This is a genomic window from Chitinophaga sp. RAB17 (assembly GCF_052114225.1).
In the GTDB taxonomy this organism is placed as follows: domain Bacteria; phylum Bacteroidota; class Bacteroidia; order Chitinophagales; family Chitinophagaceae; genus Chitinophaga.
The window spans coordinates 163,236-180,748 of sequence record NZ_JBFREI010000002.1 but is presented as its reverse complement, the minus strand read 5'-3'; the positions used below and the strand labels follow the sequence as shown (position 1 = coordinate 180,748).

The following is a 17,513-nucleotide window of genomic DNA, read 5'->3' as shown; positions in this document are numbered from 1 at the left end:
ATTGTACCACTCATATTTATATATGATATTCATCTAACAATTATAGAGCACGCAAGTCTTATTAGTTTAATTTATATATATAATTCAGTTTAATGTTTTCTGTTCATTTTGTTCATTCGCTTTTTGTAAAATCTAAACGCAAATAGCATACGTACTTAAACAAGTACCGACAATTCGAAAATCCATTTTATTGTCCCCTATGATTGATCTATCCTATGACTTTATCGTCACCTTGCAGAATGAAGTTTTGCGCAGGTTCGGTGTTGAAGTCATACTACCAGGAGATTGCAAACATCTCTCTCAGTCCATATTGGATGACACCACGAAACTGGTGAGCGAAACTACGCTCAAAAGGGTGTTTGGTTTTGCTGTGGCTCAACACAGCTTCTCCAGATACACCTTAAATACACTTTCGCAATACTGTCAGTATAAAGACTGGGAAGATTTTCAGCAACATCATTACAGGATGCTCAACAATGAGCCGGTTTCTGCTACTGAAACTGCTACTGTTCCAGTATTTGACACCACGAAATGGCTTGACTTAAAAAGCAAGGCGGATGCTGTTTCCCATTACACCATCCTCACCCTCAAAAACCGCTCTGGCATAGCCTATCCGTACACCGTACACCGGCCATTCTGTAATGCACATATCGAAAAGTTCCTGGAAAGCGATTATGCGGCCACCGCTTTAATTGCTCCTTCCGGCTGGGGTAAGTCACTGGCACTCGTACACCTGGCGGAACATTGCTGGTTTGGGAAAGAAGCCCGGTATAAAAGAGATGTTTGCTGGTTTATTCATGCACATGCTGCCGGCAGCCTGTTACTCAAAGGATTTTCACTCTCCAGCTGGCTGGACAACCAGATGAACCTGGGCAACGGAGAAAACTTCCGGGAATACTTCTCCAGTCACTTCGACAAAAAAGGAGGACGCCTTATATTAATAATAGACGGATTCGATGAAATTGCCGTAGCAGGCGAAAAACTCCGTTTGTTATATTCAAAACTGGAAGACTTCGTATACTCCAACGATTTGTACCCATGGGTGAAAGTGATCCTTTCTATCCGGAGCAGTACCTGGGCGGAAATATTCCAGCACTCCCAGCAATACCCCGCCTTCCGGCGTTACTGGTACCTCGGCGCCGAAATGGACGAGGAAACCAATATCAATATGCCCCGGCTAACGGAGCAGGAAGTGAAGTCCATATTATATAACCATCAGTTTGATCCTGCAACAGTGCGGCTGTTCTCTGAAAACTTCCTGCAAAAATTAAGGTACCCATATTATCTGCAGTTGTTCTGCCAGTTAAACAGCGGTCCTGATCAAACATTTGTAGATGAACACCTCAGCTTATTCGAAATTGTTTCGCGATTCATTCAAAACCGGGTGTTCAACTCGCAAAGCAATTCTTTCAAAATAAAAATCATTGAGAAATTACTGACCCTGTTAGATCTTGGCAGAACCGGGATCTATACAGACAAAAACCTCCTGCTCACCCAAAACGCCGAACTATTTCCTGCCTATAAAGAATTACTGGCAGATAATATATTGGTAGAAGAAAATCTGAGCCAGGAAATCATGTTCAATGTGAAGGTGCGTTTCGCCCATACCATGTTGCTCGAATATTTTGTGGCCATGCATTACCTGAAACAGAATGGCCAGGAAATCAATGAAGGGCTGCTCATGGCAATACTGGATCATTTGCCTCAATCGCCCTATCGCATTGGCGTATTCAGATGGCTGTTGCGCTATGCCATTAACCACGCCCAGATAGATGGCATCATCAAAATGTTGCATTTACCATTATCCAACATAGAAAAATCCCATCTGCTGGAATACCTTGTACTACACTACCAGCATGATGGTAATAACCAGGGAGAACTGAAATCTATCTTCCCGGCAGGCTTCTTTAAAAAGAATCCGATTGGCCCTTTTATCAGTGATGAATTTATTCATTTCAGAAAACGGAAGGTGCTAACGGCGCTGCTGGGACTGGCAGAAGCCCGGGAAGATAAACTTAAAATCCGGAGCAAACTATTCACCATGGCCCTGCTGCAGCTGGATGCCGAGCAGTGTGAAGTAGAGCTTAACAATATTAAAAAGATATATGCTGCGGATGAATTTGAAGATGAACTCTGGGTGACACCTTATGAAATACAACTGTTCATTTACGAATTCCTCAAGTTTGGTATTGTGAATGAAGATATCAGGGAAAAGATCTACAATTATTTCCGTTACTGGACCGGCACCAATGGTGGAAAAAAACCAATATCAGAACCACAGGAAATTGTGTTCCGGAATATGGGCATCGTATTTACCCTGCTGGAAGACAACGAACATCTACTTAGTTTTACCACCCGTATATTTGAAACATATCCTTCTTTACAACACCGCAAAACAGATTCACTACGCCTGATGCTGCTCTGCTGGCAGGCACAGGCCTACCTTGGACTGGGACAAACAGCATCGGCTGCTCGTATTTGCAGACATACCGACCAGGTCATTAAAAAATATTCCGCTGATTATTTCGGTGGCAAGTACCTCGAATCTGTCCAGAAACTATTGTATGCCGGTGTTTATTTTAATGAACACGAATTCAATAAGGCTATCCGTACTGCTGAAACTGCCGTGGAAAATGCACAAAAACTGGATTTCAAAGTACTGGCACTGATGAATTTTGGGTTGTTGAATAAGATCTATCAGCAACTACAGATGGATAAACAGAAAAATGATACCGTACAGCAAATAGAGCTCATCAGAAAAAGTACCTCCTTTAAACAAGCTGTTTCAAATTTTGCTAGGTGATTATGGCATAATTTTGCTTTATTGCGTAGCATAATGGCCATCGACGAAAGCAAATACACGAGGGGACAGTTGTTACTGCTCAATTTATTGAGCCTGTTGACTTTATTACTACTCGCCCCCTACATCAACCGCTTTGTTCCACCGCTGGTTGCCAATGGCTGGCATGTGGACCTGCTGGCATCTGTAGTCCTGAGCTTTTTTGTGGTATTCCTCTTTCGCTGGATGTTCAGACCACTTATTATTCCTGTGTTTTTATTGGTTTGTGGCGTAATGGTATTTAATAAATATACCGACCGCTATACTTTCAGCAATGTCATCAATGACTATAAGGGGATGGTACAGGGAAACCTGGGCGCCAAAGACAGCAAACAGCTGGATATCCTCAGTCTTTATCCCAGAAGGGTAGAGAGTTACCGCGATAAAACGGTCAGAGGCATGCGGGAAAAAATCAACTTCCAGGATTCCGTAGTCCGTAACTTCTCCGTAAAACATTCCCTGGATTATTATGACCAATACTTTTATAAATACGGCAAAGTAACCCGCTTCCTTTCCCTGTTTCGTTATATCAACAGCCACTTTAAATATGTACTCGACTCCCGGCGTGATGAATATTTTGCCACACCACAGGAAACCATAGAAAATGGTTTGGGTGGCGACTGCGATGACCACTCCATATTAATGACCTCCTGCTTACAGTCTATTGGTGCCCGTTGCCGTATTGTGCTGGTGAAAGGACATGCCTATCCGGAACTCTATTGCGGCGACCGCGAAGATTTTGAAATCATGAAGCAAGCCATCATCACGCTTTTCCCCAAGCCTATGGTGACCGAAATATATTATCACGAGCTGAAAGGGGAGTATTGGATTAACCTGGATTATACTGCCCGTCATCCTGGAGGACCATACATGAACGATAAAGTTTATGCACTGATTGAGCTCTGATCCTTAAATTTGCCACATGAGTCAATTTACCCGCCTCCGGAAGTATCATAGCTTTTTTCGATTTAAAAAGGACTTCGAACAGTATAGTTTAAAGAGTGCCAAAAGCTATGAGCTGATTCTACATTGGTTACACAGCAAGATGAACCGGCAGCAATTTCTCCTGCTTTCCGGTATAATAGTGGGATGCAGTGCAGGTTTGGCGGGAGTGATTTTGAAAAGCCTGGTCCACTATATACATTATGTTATCACCTACAAAGTTCATTTCAGTACACAGATCATTTTTTATATGGTTTTCCCTTTCCTGGGAATTGTGTTGACCACGCTGATGGTGATCTGGTTTTTCAAAGGACAATCACGAAAAGGAATCCCCGCCATATTACATGAAATAGCACAAAACTCCAGCATTATTCCGCCGGTAAAAATGTATTCCCAGATATTGCAAAGTGCTATCACTGTGGGGCTGGGTGGATCTGCGGGATTGGAGAGTCCGATTGCTGTAACCGGTGCTGCCCTGGGTTCTAACTATGCACGTACTTACAAGCTTGGTTATAAAGAACGTACCCTGTTACTGGCTGCAGGCGCCACGGCAGGTATAGCAGCCGCTTTTAATGCGCCAATAGCCGGGATGATGTTTGCCTTTGAAATATTATTGACAGGCGTAGTGTTTTCAGATTTCATGCCATTGATAGTAGCAGCGGTTTGTGGCAGCTTGCTGTCGAAGATTATTTTACAGGAAGAAGCCTTGTTTCATTTTGAATCCCGTGTAGCCTTCAATTATCACAACGTACCCTATTATATAGCCCTGGGCATTCTCAGTGGCTTTTATGCCCGCTATTATGTGGTCATCTCACAAAAAATAGAACATTTCTTTCATCGCCTGAAGTGGACAGCCCTGCAGCGGGCTATACTGGGCGGTGTGCTGGTATCGGCGCTTTGTGTGGCCTTACCACCTTTATTCGGAGAGGGTTATACCAGTGTAAAATCACTGGCTTCCGGCAATGGTGAAGCCATTTTACAAAACAGTTTTTTCCGTTATCTGCCCATACAAAGCTGGATGTTGTTGGTGTTTACCGGTTGTGTATGTTTATTGAAAGCGCTGGCCGCATCTGTGACCATACAAAGTGGTGGTAATGGGGGAAACTTTGCTCCATCACTATTTGCAGGCGGGTTCCTCGGATTTTTTTATGCGATGGTATGTCAGCAGATGGGACTGACGGACATTCCGGTTACCAACCTGGTAATTGTGGGTATGGCCGGTGTGATGGCCGGTGTGATGTATGCCCCACTTACCGCCATCTTCCTGATCGCTGAATCCAGCTCAGGGTACGACCTGTTTATTCCACTGATGATTGTTTCCACGATCTCATTTTTAATGGCAAAGTGGTTTTCTCCCATCTCACCAGAAATAAAAGAACTGGCAAAAGATGGTAAAGTATTTACCAGGGAACATGACAAGAACATACTGCTACTCCTAAAAATGGACGACCTGGTAGAAACAGATGTACAACTCATTAACATTGACGCGACTTTGCGGCAAGTGATTGAGCTGGTAAAAGAGGGTAGTCGTAATATTATTGCGGTGATCAATCACCAGCAATTGTTTGAAGGCATTATTACACTGGATGATATCCGGCCCATCATGTTTAGTCCGGAACTGTACGATACGGTTACCGTTAAGAAGCTGATGCAGGCGCCTCCTGCGGTGGTTAATTTAAAAGATAATATCAACCAGGTGATTAAAAAATTTGATGAAGTCAACGCATGGAACCTGCCAGTGGTACAGGATAAGCAGCTGATAGGCTTTATTTCCAAATCCAGCGTTCTCAATAAATACCGGTTATTATTACAGGAATATTCTGAAGGATAATTTGTTCCTGCAGATGGTCTATTTTTATTCTAAAATACCCAACGACTAAATGGCCAGAGTTCTGATAAATTTTGCACATCCTGCACTGGAGAAGTCCAGGGTGCATACTCAGTTGCTGCGTGTTATTAAAAATATACCGGGTGTTACTTTTAATGATCTGTACGAGCAATACCCTGATCTGGATATAAATGTAGCCCGTGAGCAAAAGTTGCTGGAGCAGCATGATATTATATTGATGCAGCACCCTTTTTACTGGTATAGTGCACCTGCCATTGTAAAACAATGGATAGACCTTGTACTGGAGCATGGCTGGGCTTATGGCCATACCGGAAAAGCATTGCAGGGAAAGTATTTCGGCAACATTATCAGTGCTGGTGGATCCGAACAATCCTATCATCCGGATGGGCATCATGGTCATACGATACATGATTTTTTACTACCATTTTCGCAAACAGCCAGGTTGTGCAATATGCAATATGTGGCACCATTTGTAATTTATGGTGTACACCGGCAGGATCTTTCTGATATAAAAGAAGATGCCGAAGAACTGGCACGCGTGCTGGAGCGGTTAAGTGATAAAAAAATTGACCTGGCCCCATTACCCGGACTGGATTACCTGAATCAAATACTTCAACTTCCCGCACAAACCCGTTAATATGGATCAACATTCCTTACTATTTCAGTCGATGGTATACCTGGCGGCGGCCATTGTATTTGTGCCTCTTGCCAAAAAAATGGGGCTGGGTGCAGTATTGGGCTATCTGATAGCGGGTATTATCATAGGTCCTTCTTTACTTGGTTTTATAGGGAGAGAAGGAGAAGACATTATGCATTTCGCGGAATTCGGTGTAGTGATGATGCTGTTTCTGATTGGTATTGAGCTGGAGCCGGCGCTGTTGTGGCGATTGCGGGCTTCGATTCTGGGATTGGGTGGTTTACAGGTGATATTAAGTGCCGCCGCTATAGCAGGTATTGCCTTTCTGATAGGACAACCTTTGAATACATCACTGGCGTTGGGCATGATCTTATCGCTGTCTTCCACGGCGATAGTGCTGCAAACACTGAATGAGAAAGGGTGGATGGGAACTGCTGCCGGACAGAGTGCCTTCTCGGTATTACTGTTCCAGGATATTGCCGTGATTCCGATGCTGGCCGTCTTTCCTTTATTGGCGGGCAATGCGGCTGCAGATACCGCAGCTCATTCACCTTCACTGCGGGAGAACTTACCCGGCTGGGGACAAACACTGGTGGTACTGGGGGCAGTAGCCATCATTATCATTGCCGGCAGATATCTCGTGCGGCCGCTGATGCGGATTATAGCCCGTACACGGGTGCGCGAACTATTTACCGCCACCGCTTTACTGATGGTAGTTGGCATCGCAGTACTGATGAATCTTGTGGGGCTGAGTTCTGCGCTGGGAGCCTTTTTGGGAGGCGTAGTGCTGGCCAACAGTGAATACCGGCACGAACTGGAAAGTGATATTGAACCATTCAAAGGTTTATTGCTGGGCCTATTTTTTATTGCCGTGGGCGCCTCTATAGATTTCAGATTAATCATGACGCAGCCCTGGCTGATCTTTGGTCTGGTAGCGGGTATCATGGCATTAAAGGGAATAGTATTGCTGATGCTGGGCAAAATATTCAAGCTGAATATTGACCAAAACCTGTTGTTTGCCTTTGCCCTGGCGGACATCGGAGAATTTGCCTTTGTGCTGTTGTCGTTCACCTCCCAAACGCACCTGATGAGTACGGAGATGACCGCCATGATGACAGCTGTGGTGGCTATTAGTATGGCGCTCACGCCGCTGATTATGTTGTTGTATGAAAAAGTGATACAGCCTTATTTCACGAGATCAGAGGTAAGTGCAGAGCGGGAAGCGGATGAAATCAATGAAAAGAACCCGGTAATTATAGCAGGATTTGGCCGCTTTGGCAGCATGACAGGGCGTTTCCTGCGTGCCAATGGCATCAATGCCACCATCCTGGACCTGGATTCTGACCGCGTAGATGCATTGCATAACCTGGGCATTAAAGTATATTATGGAGACGCCTCCCGTTATGATCTGCTGGCAGCAGCAGGTGCCAAGGATGCTAAAATGCTGATCATTGCCACGGATCATCCGGAGCAAACCCGTGATATCGTAAAAATCGCGCAGCGGTATTTCCCCCATCTGCAATTATTGGTAAGGGCCGAAAATAATGAAGACACTTTTGAGTTGATGGATCTGGGCGTGTTACACATCTATCGCGAAACGGTAGATACTTCCCTGCGGGTAGGCGTAGATGCCCTCCGCATGTTGGGGAATCGGGCCTATCGGAGTGAACGGGCTGCCCGTACTTTTTTCCGGCAGGATGAACGGACATTAAAAGGTTTATCGGCCTTACGCGATGACAAAAAGCAGTATATCAATTCCATGAAAGAACGCATTGAGGAAATGGAAAAACTCATTTCCTCTGATCGCGTGAAAACCTGGCTGGATGAAGGACAGGGATGGGACCCTGAATCTTTACGTGATGAAATCAGGGGAGAAAAAGGAGAGGAGGCATAATGGTTTGTCCATTTGCGCCTCCTGCATGAGGTATTACTGAATATGTTCTACAATGAGTTCGGCTACCCGGTGTAATAATCCCACATCCACTGCATTTAAATGATCATGCATCGGCTTGCTGGAGATGGCGCGTACAAAGCCTTCTTCATCAGGTTCGTAAACAATTTCATGCTCTTCGATGGCTACCTTATATACTGTTTTATATTGCTGATGTGCAGTCTGCACTTCCAGGATGTGCGGATGACCTTTGTATTCAAACTTGAGTGTGAAAATATCTGACATATGTTGTTACCGTTGTGCAGTATTGGCTGCTGCATCCCCTCTATGGCGATGATAGTAGCGTTTTATCCTGTTTTTTTCATCACGGGAAAACAGATGAATTAACCACAGGGAAAAATAAGCAAGACCGCTGATGATAAATATGTAGCCTATAAATCCGAGTGTATGGAATACTTTAAACCACACCCAGTCATTGATGTAGGCGTACTGTGCTAAGATAGCTAAAATCACTCCTGCTAACACCAATACTACCGCGATTTTTTTCATGGGGAACTTTTTTTGGGACAAAAAATCTTGCATCCGTAGTGACAGCGGCAAACGAAATGCCATGTCATATCTACGTGATACACGGGTATACAGATGTATTTCACGTAGATATATTTCTACATTACGAGCGTTAAAACGGTGTATTGTGTAAGATTGTTACAGTTGCAAACGAATTCCCAGCTTGTTTAAACCTTTTACCACAAAAAGCATGGCCACTGCGAAAAAGGCGCACCAGGCCATACCCGGCCACCCTTCTCCCAATACAGCAGGTAAAGCGATACCGGCCAGCAGCATGCCGTAGAAAACAATGTCCGGCAGTATATAAGTGAGTAGTGGATTAGATCCTGCAGGGCGGAAAAAGGCAGTCCATTTGTTGATATGTTTTACATCTATCAAAAAATATAAAAAGGAAAATACAGCTACACAAATAGCGGCACTATACAGGCACCAGCTGGGCGTAGCGTGAATCTTTGATATTTTATAAGCCGGTCGTAAACGCCAGGCAGCAATTAAAATGATGATTAAAAAACCAGTAACCCGCGCAAATAATTTACTGCCGGTTAAGCCCAACTCTTCATCGAAATAAAACAAGGTTAGCACCATACCACACAACATAATAGCTGTGTGTGCTGCATTACCCTGTTGCGTTGTCAGCCAGCTCCAGCCACTGTTTTGTATAAACGAACGTTGACATAACGCATAATACCCAATACAAACAGCTATCATCAGCATAATACCACCGGCATTGCCTCTGAACAACTGATAAATAATACATGCATACAGGTAAGCCCATCCAATGAGCCCCAGAATGCCCCACCACTGTGGACTTAATCGTTCGCTACCATCTCCGCCGCGATATATGATACCCAACATAATTAATCCTGCCAGGCCAATACCTTTGCCGCACCAGCTGATCCAGGGCTGCTTAAACGTATATACATTCCAAACCAGTATTACACACGCATAAAATAACAATGCCCACAACGCGCCATTCATACCTGTTGCAGCTGCATTTACTTCTTCCGCATTCACCATGAAAACACCCAGCACCAATAAGCCTAACGTGCGCCACGCAATGTGTTGTTGTAATTTCCAGAAAGAATCACCTTTCGCTAGCCGGCTGTTGATAGCAAAAGGAACAGACATCCCTACGATAAAAAGAAACGCCGGAAATACTACATCCACAAAAGTCATCCTGTCTTCATTACCATGTGCATGCTGCATCCAGGAAGGGATACCGCTTACGCCCGCTACACTATTAACGAAAATCATGACAAGAATAGTGATGCCGCGAAATGCATCGATAGATAAAATACGGCCGGGCCTCAATTTATTGATCATAAGTGTAATGGGTAAGCAGTTGACTTCGTAACAAAATACAACATTAAACGATCTTTTACTTCAAATTATCCTACTACCATTAAGCCCTTTTTAATAAGGAGGTTGATAAAAAATAATTACCTTTCTCCCGACAACAAAATTCTCTACAGCTTATGATGAAATTCATTCTCACTGGGGCCGGTATAGCCAGTATGGCTTGTTTCGTAGCCTGCAACCAGGGAACAAAAAGTGCCGACACTACCGAAGCTACTCCTGATGCCGTAGCCGCCAACGTAGACAGTACTGTTAATCCCGCCCAGGATTTTTTTGATTATGCCAATGGCGGTTGGATAAAGCGTAATCCCATTCCTCCTGAATATAGCTCCTGGGGAATAGGTAACCTGGTACAGGAAGAACTGTACAAACGTCTCCGTACCATCAACGAAAAGGCGGTAGAAAATCCTACTGATGCTATTTCCAAAAAGATAGCAGCCTTCTGGAAAAGCGGAATGGACTCCGTGAAAATCAATGCAGATGGGATCAAACCTATTGAAGAAGGCCTGAAGGCCATTGATGCAGTGACGAATATGCAACAACTGGTGCAACTGGCTGCCAAACAGCACAACCAAACCGGTGTTATGTGCGACCTATCCATAGGACAGGATGCAAAAAACAGTGAGTTAATCATCGCGCAGTTTTCACAGGGTGGCTTAGGCTTACCTAACCGTGATTACTATTTCAATACAGATGAACGCACCACCAAAATAAGAAATGCTTATCCGGTGCATGTGGCGAAGATGCTGCAATTTACCGGTCTTGACAGCACTGCTGCTAAAAAGGCTGCTGCCGGCGTAATAGCACTGGAAACCATACTGGCTAAATCCAGTCGCAAACTGGAAGCCCTTCGTGATCCTGAAGCCAACTACCACAAAATGGCGGTGACCGACCTGAATAAAATTGCCGGCAGTGTTGATTGGGTAGATTTCATCAAACAACAGGGCATCAGCAAATTTGCAGATACCGTAATTGTTGGTCAACCTGAATTCTATACGGCCTTAAGCAATGCTCTTAAGTCGCAACCACTTGACACCTGGAAAAATTATCTGAAGTGGAACCTGATCAACAGATCTTCCGAGATGTTGAGCGACACAATTGCCAACACCGACTTCGCCTTTTACGGTACGCTGATGAGAGGACAGGATAAGCAGAAGCCCCGCTGGAAGCGTGTACTGGATGCTGAAGAAGGCGCCATCGGCGAAGCGCTGGGACAACTTTTTGCAAAAGAGTTCTTTAATGCAACCGCTAAAAAAAGATACGAAAACCTGGTAGAAGAAATTCGTGCAGAACTGAAAACACGTATCGAACACCTGGAGTGGATGAGCGATAGTACCAAGCAAAAAGCATTATACAAACTTTCTAAGATCACGAAGAAAGTAGGTTATCCCGACAAGTGGAAAGATTTTTCTGCCATGGATATCAAAGAACAATCCTACTATGAGAATATGCAAGCCGCGCGTCAGTGGTGGTTAGCATACCAGATAAATAAACTGGGCAAACCAGTAGACCGCACCGAGTGGGATATGACACCACAAACGTACAATGCCTACTACAACCCCAGCAACAATGAAATTGTGTTGCCTGCTGGTATCTTCACTGTTCCAGGCAAGCGCGATGAGGAATTGGATGACGCCCTGGTATACGGATATGCAGGTGCTTCCACCATTGGCCACGAAATCACCCATGGCTTTGATGATGAAGGCCGCCAATTTGATGCCGCCGGCAACCTGAAAAGCTGGTGGACAAAAGATGATGAAAGGAAATTCAATGATCGTGCGGCTGTGATGGTGAAACAATTCAATGGATATGTAGTAGTGGATACCTTACGCATCAACGGTAAAGCCACACTCGGTGAAAATATTGCCGACCTTGGCGGTATACTGCTTGGATGGGAAGCTTTCAAGAAAACAGCACAGTTCAAGAAAAACGAGAAAATTGCCGGTTATACTCCGTCGCAGCGCTACTTTATGGGCTATGCACTGGGATGGTTAGGCCACACTAAAAAAGAAGCATTGGCGAGACAAGTGCTCACTGATGTACATTCTCCTGCTAAGTTCAGGGTGAATGGGCCATTTAGTGATGTAGATGCATTCTATGAAGTGTATGGTCTTAAGCCAGGAGATGGTATGTACAGAGCAGATAGTACGAGAGTGAGGATCTGGTAGCGAGTTTTTGTCTTGATCAGGATTATACTGATTTTGATGATTTTTTTAAGACTTTGATTTTATGTTTTTTGAGATTTGAGCCGGATATTATTCCGGCTCTTTTTTTATGTAGTGAATTGGTTAAATTAGGGGTATTGTTTGTTTTAACCTTACTTTATGATTAACCCTAACTACAAGCATTCTGAGCTTACTGGTAAAATAATAGGATGTGCTATGCATGTCCATCGCGTTTTAGGTCCTGGATTTCAGGAAGTAATATATCAGCGTGCCCTGGCCATTGAAATGGATGAGAAAGGAATTCTTTTTGAAAGAGAAAAAGAGAGTCCAATATATTATAAAGGATTGTATGTAGGAGGTCGCAGAGCAGACTTCATTGTTGAAAACGTTATTTCTGTGGAACTGAAAGCATTAGTAATGACAGAACAAGTACATATATCTCAGGCAAAAAGCTATCTTAAAGCGTATAATGTAGACACGGGATTACTTATTAACTTTGGCACGCCAAGCCTTGAATTTAAAAGACTATTCAACGACAAGTTTCAATGAGAACAAGACATAATAGTATAAAAAAGATAATCCGCACAATCAGTATAATCTGCACAATCAGTATAATCAGTATAATCCTGAGTAAGACAACCTCCGCTCAAACCTTCTCTGATGCCTTTAAGCCCTTCACCGGAACACCGAAGCATTACATCTGCTACCAGGTAAAAGGGAGTGTGGTAGTTGATGGCAAGCTGGATGAAGCGGCATGGAAACAGGTTAACTGGACAGCAGATTTCGAGGACATTGAAGGCAAGGCTAAACCTACCCCACGGCTGCGCACCAGGGTGAAGATGATGTGGGACGACAAGTACCTCTATATTGCCGCCGAGCTGCAGGAACCGCATATATGGGCGACACTGCGCGACCATGATGCGATCATTTTCCATGACAATGATTTTGAAGTATTTATAGATCCTGATGGAGATACACATCAGTATTATGAAATAGAAATCAATGCCCTGAATACGGTGATGGACCTGTATATGGGCAAGCCTTACCGCAATGGCGGTGAAGCCCTGCTGAACTGGGACACCAAGGGGATTCGCACAGCTGTACAAGTAAACGGCACACTTAATAATGCAAAGGACACCGACAAAGAATGGACGGTAGAAATGGCCATTCCATTTAGTGCACTCCGCTTTTTTGGTAGTAGCCAAAAGCCCACAGATAACAGCTTATGGCGGATTAACTTTTCAAGGGTAGAATGGGATACCGACATAAAGAATGGTGAATATGTGAAGCAGCAAAAGCCTGAAAACAACTGGGTATGGTCGCCACAGGACATCATAAATATGCATGCGCCGGAAAGATGGGGCTACCTGTTGTTCACCACCCAAGCACAAGCTACTTTCCAGTTACCAGCATCAGAAGACGCCAAAGCTTACCTGTGGCGTATTTATTATGCGCAACAGACATACAAATACAGTAATGGCAAATATGCGAGCAGCCTGGAAGCGTTGAAGCTGCCTGCAAAAGAAACCGCCGCCAACGGCCAGATATATAACTTCACGATGGAAGGAATTACTTCCCAGTTTACCGCCAGCGTTACCGGCAGCAATTTTCCTGGTACTATGAGTATTAACCAGGAAGGAAGAATTGGGGGTAATAGAAAATAAACAGCTACCTGCGTATTCACGAGGAAAACCATGCTATCTAAAACAGAAAATAACGGATATGGATAAACGTCTTTTTATTAAATCATTAGGTATTGGAGGACTGGCGCTAACAGCTCCCTTGTTACCTGGAAGTGCTGCGGCAGCCACTAAAAAGGCGCCCAGACTGGAAAAAACAGCAGTGCAGCACCGCGTGTGGATCAATCCGGATCACAAAGACACTGCTGCCGTATTGCAGCAAAGATATGCCGCTTACAGAAAAGCAGGAATTACGGATATCATGTTTGAAGCCGACAGTCCATTACATTTTAAAACGGCGAAAGCGAATGGTATCAAAGCGCACCGCTGGATATGGACCATGAACCGCGGCGAGAAAGAATTGCTGGCCAGTCATCCTGAATGGTACGCCAGAAACCGTAAAGGAGAATCCTGTGCTGATCATCCTCCCTATGTAGATTACTACCGCTGGCTGTGTCCCAGCAAACCTGAAGTAGTTAACTATCTGAAAGACCAGGTAGAAAAGATCCTTAGCCTGGATTATGTAGATGGTATTCACCTGGATTATGTGCGTTACTGCGATGTGATACTACCAGTGAACCTGTGGAGTAATTACGGTATTGATCAGTCAAAAGAATTACCGGAATATGATTTCTGTTATTGTGATCAATGCCGCAATGCATATAAAGAAAAAAGCGGTGTAGATCCATTACAGATGGAGCATCCTGACCAAAGCCCTTCCTGGCGAAAGTTTCGTTATGATCGTATTACCAACGTGGTCAGTAACCTGGCGCAGGTAGCCAGACAACATAAGAAACCTATTTCAGCAGCGGTATTTCCTACACCGGAAATTGCCAAACGTATTGTACGGCAGGATTGGACCAACTGGCCTCTGAATGCTGTATGTCCCATGATATATCATGGATTTTACCGGGAAAATGTAAGCTGGATAGGGGATGCGGTAGCAGAAGGTGTGAAGGGTTTGCATGGTGCGTTTCCGCTGTATGCCGGTCTTTATTTACCGGACTTCCACGGCAACTACACCGAGCTGGCGGAAGCGGTTAGACTAGCTGTTCAGAATGGCGCTGCGGGTGTTTCCATTTTCGGAGAAGTGACGCCGGAAGTGCTACGGATACTGGGAGAGAGCGCATAAGCATTGTCCTTATTTTAAGGCCATCTCATAAAAAAGATTAGCGAAGACCGATACTGAAAAATGTATCTGTCTTCGCTAATCTTTTTATATATCACCGGGAGCATACTCCCTATCGATTACAATATATTCTTTGGTCTGTTTGCTGCTGCTTTACCGAAGTCGTAATTAGGTTTGTTACCCATTTTAACTACCATGGTACCACCTTTCACTACATCCTGATGCGTGATAAAGCTTTTGCTGTAAGGCTTTCCATTGAGGGTAACGCTCTGGATATAAATGTTTTCAGGGCTATTGCCGATGGCCTGTACAGTGAATGTTTTACCAGCACCTACATTAATAGTTGCTTTATCAAACAGCGGACTGCCTAATACATACACGCCACTGGCTGGGTTTTCAGGATAGAAGCCCAAAGAAGAGAATACATACCAGGAAGACATAGCGCCGCAATCTTCGTTACCGGCCAAACCTTCCGGTTTGTCGAAGTAGAAATCTTTCATTACCTGTCTTACTTTTTCAGCGGTTTTCCATTGGTAACCGGAGAAAGCATACATATAGGTAACGTGGTGGCTAGGCTCATTACCGTGTGCATACATACCAATGAGACCAGAGATATCACTGGAGGCTTCTGCACCCATATCGCCTTTAGCGGTAAAGAGGCTATCGAGCTTACGGGTGAAAGCATCATCACCACCCATGAGGCTAATAAGACCTTCTACATCCTGTGGCACCAGCCAGGTATACTGCCAGCCATTACCTTCGGTGAAGTCGCCTTTTTCATGAATGGAGTTGAATGGATCGTAAGGTGTTTTGAAGCTGCCATCGCTCATACGTGGACGAACAAAGCGGATGGTGCTATCGAAATAGTTTTTATAGTAGCCCGCGCGTTTTTTATAGTATTCGTAGTCAGTAGTTTTACCCAATTTTTTGGCCATAGCGGCGATGCACCAGTCATCGATCGCATATTCCAGTGCTTTAGAAACGGATTCATATTCCTTGTCAGCAGGGATGTATCCTAACTCTTTTACGTATTTCACACCCAGGTCATCGCGGGTAGAAGAAGCTTTCATGGCAGCAAATGCATCTTCTGCATTAAAGCCGGTAAAGCCTTTCAGATAAGCATCAACGATAGGAGGAACTGCATGATAACCTACCATGCAATTGGTTTCATTACCCATCAGGTGCCATACCGGTAATTTGCCCTGTTGCTTGTAGATAGCGAGCATAGAGTTCACAAAGCTGTTTACCTTTTCAGGGTGCAGGATGGTGCTCAATGGTGCGCAGGAACGATAGATATCCCATAAAGAGAATACGGAATAGTTATCGAATCCGGGATTGGTATATACTTTTTTATCTGTGCCACGGTAGCTGCCATCATGATCGTTGAATAAAGCAGGATCAATCATAGTATGATACATGGCTGTGTAGAATACACGACGCRCTGCCTCATCTTTCGTTTCTATTTTTACCTTAGAGAGTTCTTTATCCCATTTGGCATTGGCGGCGTTTACTGTTTTGGTAAAGTCCCAGCCTGGAATTTCTGCCTTGATATTAGCGAGTGCATTCTCACTGCTTACCGGAGAGATACCCACTTTCAGCATTACCTGACCCGGAGATTTATCAAAGGAGATAACACCCCTGGCGGCTTTTGACTTTACGGAGTTACCTGATTGTTTGGTATCTCCATCAAATACCAGGAATTGCTTAACCGGTACAGACGACTTGATAGCAAACCAGAGGCGTTGGTCTTCTGCCCAACCTTTGGAGTAGCGGTAGCCTTCCAGGGTATATTCATCTACCTGACGGATAAATGTTTCTACCGGAGCATCCCAGCCGATACCTTCTTTCAGGTCGATGATGATATTAGCAGGTTGATCTTTCGGGAAAGTATACCTATGTAAAGCAACTCTTTCTGATGCCGTTAGTTCTGCTTTGATATTGTAGTCGTCCAGCTGAACGGAATAGTATCCGGGACGGGCTGTTTCGCGGTCATGAGAGTAGTGGGAACCGTATCCTGAAGTAGGATCTTCCTGCGTACCCCTGTTAGTTCTCACCTTGCCGGTATAAGGCATTACGAGTACATCCCCCAGGTCACCAATACCGGTGCCGCTGAGGTGCATCTGAGAGAAGCCTATTAATACACTGTCTGAATAGTGATAACCGGAGCACCAATCCCAACCCTTCACAATATTGGTAGGACCTGTTTGTACGGCACCATAAGGCACGCTGGCCCCTAAGAATACGTGTCCATGTCCACCGGAGCCAATATATGGATCTACTGAGGCGACTGATTTACTTTCAACAAATGTTTCTTTTTTCTGAGCATCTGCCTGTATGCTGTGAAACAGCATTGCAGATAACGCGAGTGCGCCACCTATCTTGAATCCCGTGTTCATAATCAAAAACCTTTAATAATCTGGCAATTTACGGCCTGATTATTACTTTTTTAGTTAATTTTT

13 protein-coding genes are annotated in these 17,513 nt (G+C 44.3%); 9 read left to right on the top strand and 4 right to left on the bottom strand.

Annotation, left to right across the window (positions count from 1 at the left end):
- Positions 1-199: 199 nt before the first annotated feature.
- The 5 genes from AB4Z08_RS06730 to AB4Z08_RS06710 are packed head-to-tail and all read left to right on the top strand — an operon-like array spanning position 200 to position 8,161.
- Complete coding sequence (locus AB4Z08_RS06730; protein WP_441572963.1) at positions 200-2,803, top strand: hypothetical protein; 2,604 nt, start codon at positions 200-202, stop codon at positions 2,801-2,803.
- 21 nt (positions 2,804-2,824) lie between these two features.
- Positions 2,825-3,745, top strand: a complete 921-nt coding sequence (locus AB4Z08_RS06725) for a transglutaminase domain-containing protein (RefSeq protein WP_441572962.1) — start codon at positions 2,825-2,827, stop codon at positions 3,743-3,745.
- Between the two features lie 16 nt (positions 3,746-3,761).
- On the top strand, positions 3,762-5,612 hold the full coding sequence (locus AB4Z08_RS06720; protein ID WP_441572961.1) for a chloride channel protein: 1,851 nt from the start codon (positions 3,762-3,764) through the stop codon (positions 5,610-5,612).
- Between the two features lie 49 nt (positions 5,613-5,661).
- Entirely contained in the window at positions 5,662-6,267 is a 606-nt protein-coding gene (locus AB4Z08_RS06715) for an NAD(P)H-dependent oxidoreductase (protein WP_441572960.1), read from the top strand.
- Position 6,268: 1 nt separating this feature from the next.
- Positions 6,269-8,161: a monovalent cation:proton antiporter-2 (CPA2) family protein gene (locus tag AB4Z08_RS06710; RefSeq protein WP_441572959.1), complete on the top strand. Its 1,893-nt coding sequence runs from the start codon at positions 6,269-6,271 to the stop codon at positions 8,159-8,161.
- A 33-nt stretch (positions 8,162-8,194) separates the two neighbouring features.
- On the opposite strand, the gene AB4Z08_RS06705 is transcribed toward AB4Z08_RS06710, so the two are convergent.
- The 3 genes from AB4Z08_RS06705 to AB4Z08_RS06695 form a co-directional block, all read right to left on the bottom strand.
- Positions 8,195-8,443, bottom strand: a complete 249-nt coding sequence (locus AB4Z08_RS06705; RefSeq protein WP_133807025.1) for a hypothetical protein — start codon at positions 8,441-8,443, stop codon at positions 8,195-8,197.
- 6 nt (positions 8,444-8,449) lie between these two features.
- Positions 8,450-8,707, bottom strand: a complete 258-nt coding sequence (locus tag AB4Z08_RS06700; protein ID WP_133807026.1) for a hypothetical protein — start codon at positions 8,705-8,707, stop codon at positions 8,450-8,452.
- Positions 8,708-8,863: 156 nt separating this feature from the next.
- A complete protein-coding gene (locus AB4Z08_RS06695) occupies positions 8,864-10,048 on the bottom strand; it encodes a DUF5009 domain-containing protein (RefSeq protein ID WP_441572958.1) in 1,185 nt (394 codons plus the stop codon).
- Positions 10,049-10,200: 152 nt separating this feature from the next.
- Here AB4Z08_RS06695 and AB4Z08_RS06690 point away from each other — a divergent pair, with 152 nt between their 5' ends.
- The 4 genes from AB4Z08_RS06690 (at position 10,201) to AB4Z08_RS06675 (ending at position 15,057) form a co-directional block, all read left to right on the top strand.
- Positions 10,201-12,249 (top strand): M13 family metallopeptidase, encoded by a 2,049-nt coding sequence (locus tag AB4Z08_RS06690; RefSeq protein WP_441572957.1) that lies wholly within the window; start codon positions 10,201-10,203, stop codon positions 12,247-12,249.
- Positions 12,250-12,405: 156 nt separating this feature from the next.
- Complete coding sequence (locus AB4Z08_RS06685) at positions 12,406-12,795, top strand: GxxExxY protein (RefSeq protein WP_441572956.1); 390 nt, start codon at positions 12,406-12,408, stop codon at positions 12,793-12,795.
- Entirely contained in the window at positions 12,792-13,910 is a 1,119-nt protein-coding gene (locus AB4Z08_RS06680) for a carbohydrate-binding family 9-like protein (protein WP_441572955.1), read from the top strand. The genes AB4Z08_RS06685 and AB4Z08_RS06680 overlap by 4 nt, the downstream gene beginning before the upstream one ends.
- Before the next feature lie 58 nt (positions 13,911-13,968).
- Positions 13,969-15,057, top strand: a complete 1,089-nt coding sequence (locus AB4Z08_RS06675) for a family 10 glycosylhydrolase (protein ID WP_441572954.1) — start codon at positions 13,969-13,971, stop codon at positions 15,055-15,057.
- Between the two features lie 116 nt (positions 15,058-15,173).
- Here the strand turns inward: AB4Z08_RS06675 and AB4Z08_RS06670 are convergent, their stop codons facing one another.
- Entirely contained in the window at positions 15,174-17,450 is a 2,277-nt protein-coding gene (locus tag AB4Z08_RS06670; protein ID WP_441572953.1) for a GH92 family glycosyl hydrolase, read from the bottom strand.
- Positions 17,451-17,513: the final 63 nt, after the last annotated feature.

Coding starts and splice junctions, on each gene's coding strand:
- AB4Z08_RS06730 (WP_441572963.1), top strand. CDS start 200: ATGATTGATCTATCCTATGACTTTATCGTCACCTTGCAGAATGAAGTT.
- AB4Z08_RS06720 (WP_441572961.1), top strand. CDS start 3,762: ATGAGTCAATTTACCCGCCTCCGGAAGTATCATAGCTTTTTTCGATTT.
- AB4Z08_RS06715 (WP_441572960.1), top strand. CDS start 5,662: ATGGCCAGAGTTCTGATAAATTTTGCACATCCTGCACTGGAGAAGTCC.
- AB4Z08_RS06710 (WP_441572959.1), top strand. CDS start 6,269: ATGGATCAACATTCCTTACTATTTCAGTCGATGGTATACCTGGCGGCG.
- AB4Z08_RS06705 (WP_133807025.1), bottom strand. CDS start 8,443: ATGTCAGATATTTTCACACTCAAGTTTGAATACAAAGGTCATCCGCAC.
- AB4Z08_RS06700 (WP_133807026.1), bottom strand. CDS start 8,707: ATGAAAAAAATCGCGGTAGTATTGGTGTTAGCAGGAGTGATTTTAGCT.
- AB4Z08_RS06695 (WP_441572958.1), bottom strand. CDS start 10,048: ATGATCAATAAATTGAGGCCCGGCCGTATTTTATCTATCGATGCATTT.
- AB4Z08_RS06690 (WP_441572957.1), top strand. CDS start 10,201: ATGATGAAATTCATTCTCACTGGGGCCGGTATAGCCAGTATGGCTTGT.
- AB4Z08_RS06685 (WP_441572956.1), top strand. CDS start 12,406: ATGATTAACCCTAACTACAAGCATTCTGAGCTTACTGGTAAAATAATA.
- AB4Z08_RS06680 (WP_441572955.1), top strand. CDS start 12,792: ATGAGAACAAGACATAATAGTATAAAAAAGATAATCCGCACAATCAGT.
- AB4Z08_RS06675 (WP_441572954.1), top strand. CDS start 13,969: ATGGATAAACGTCTTTTTATTAAATCATTAGGTATTGGAGGACTGGCG.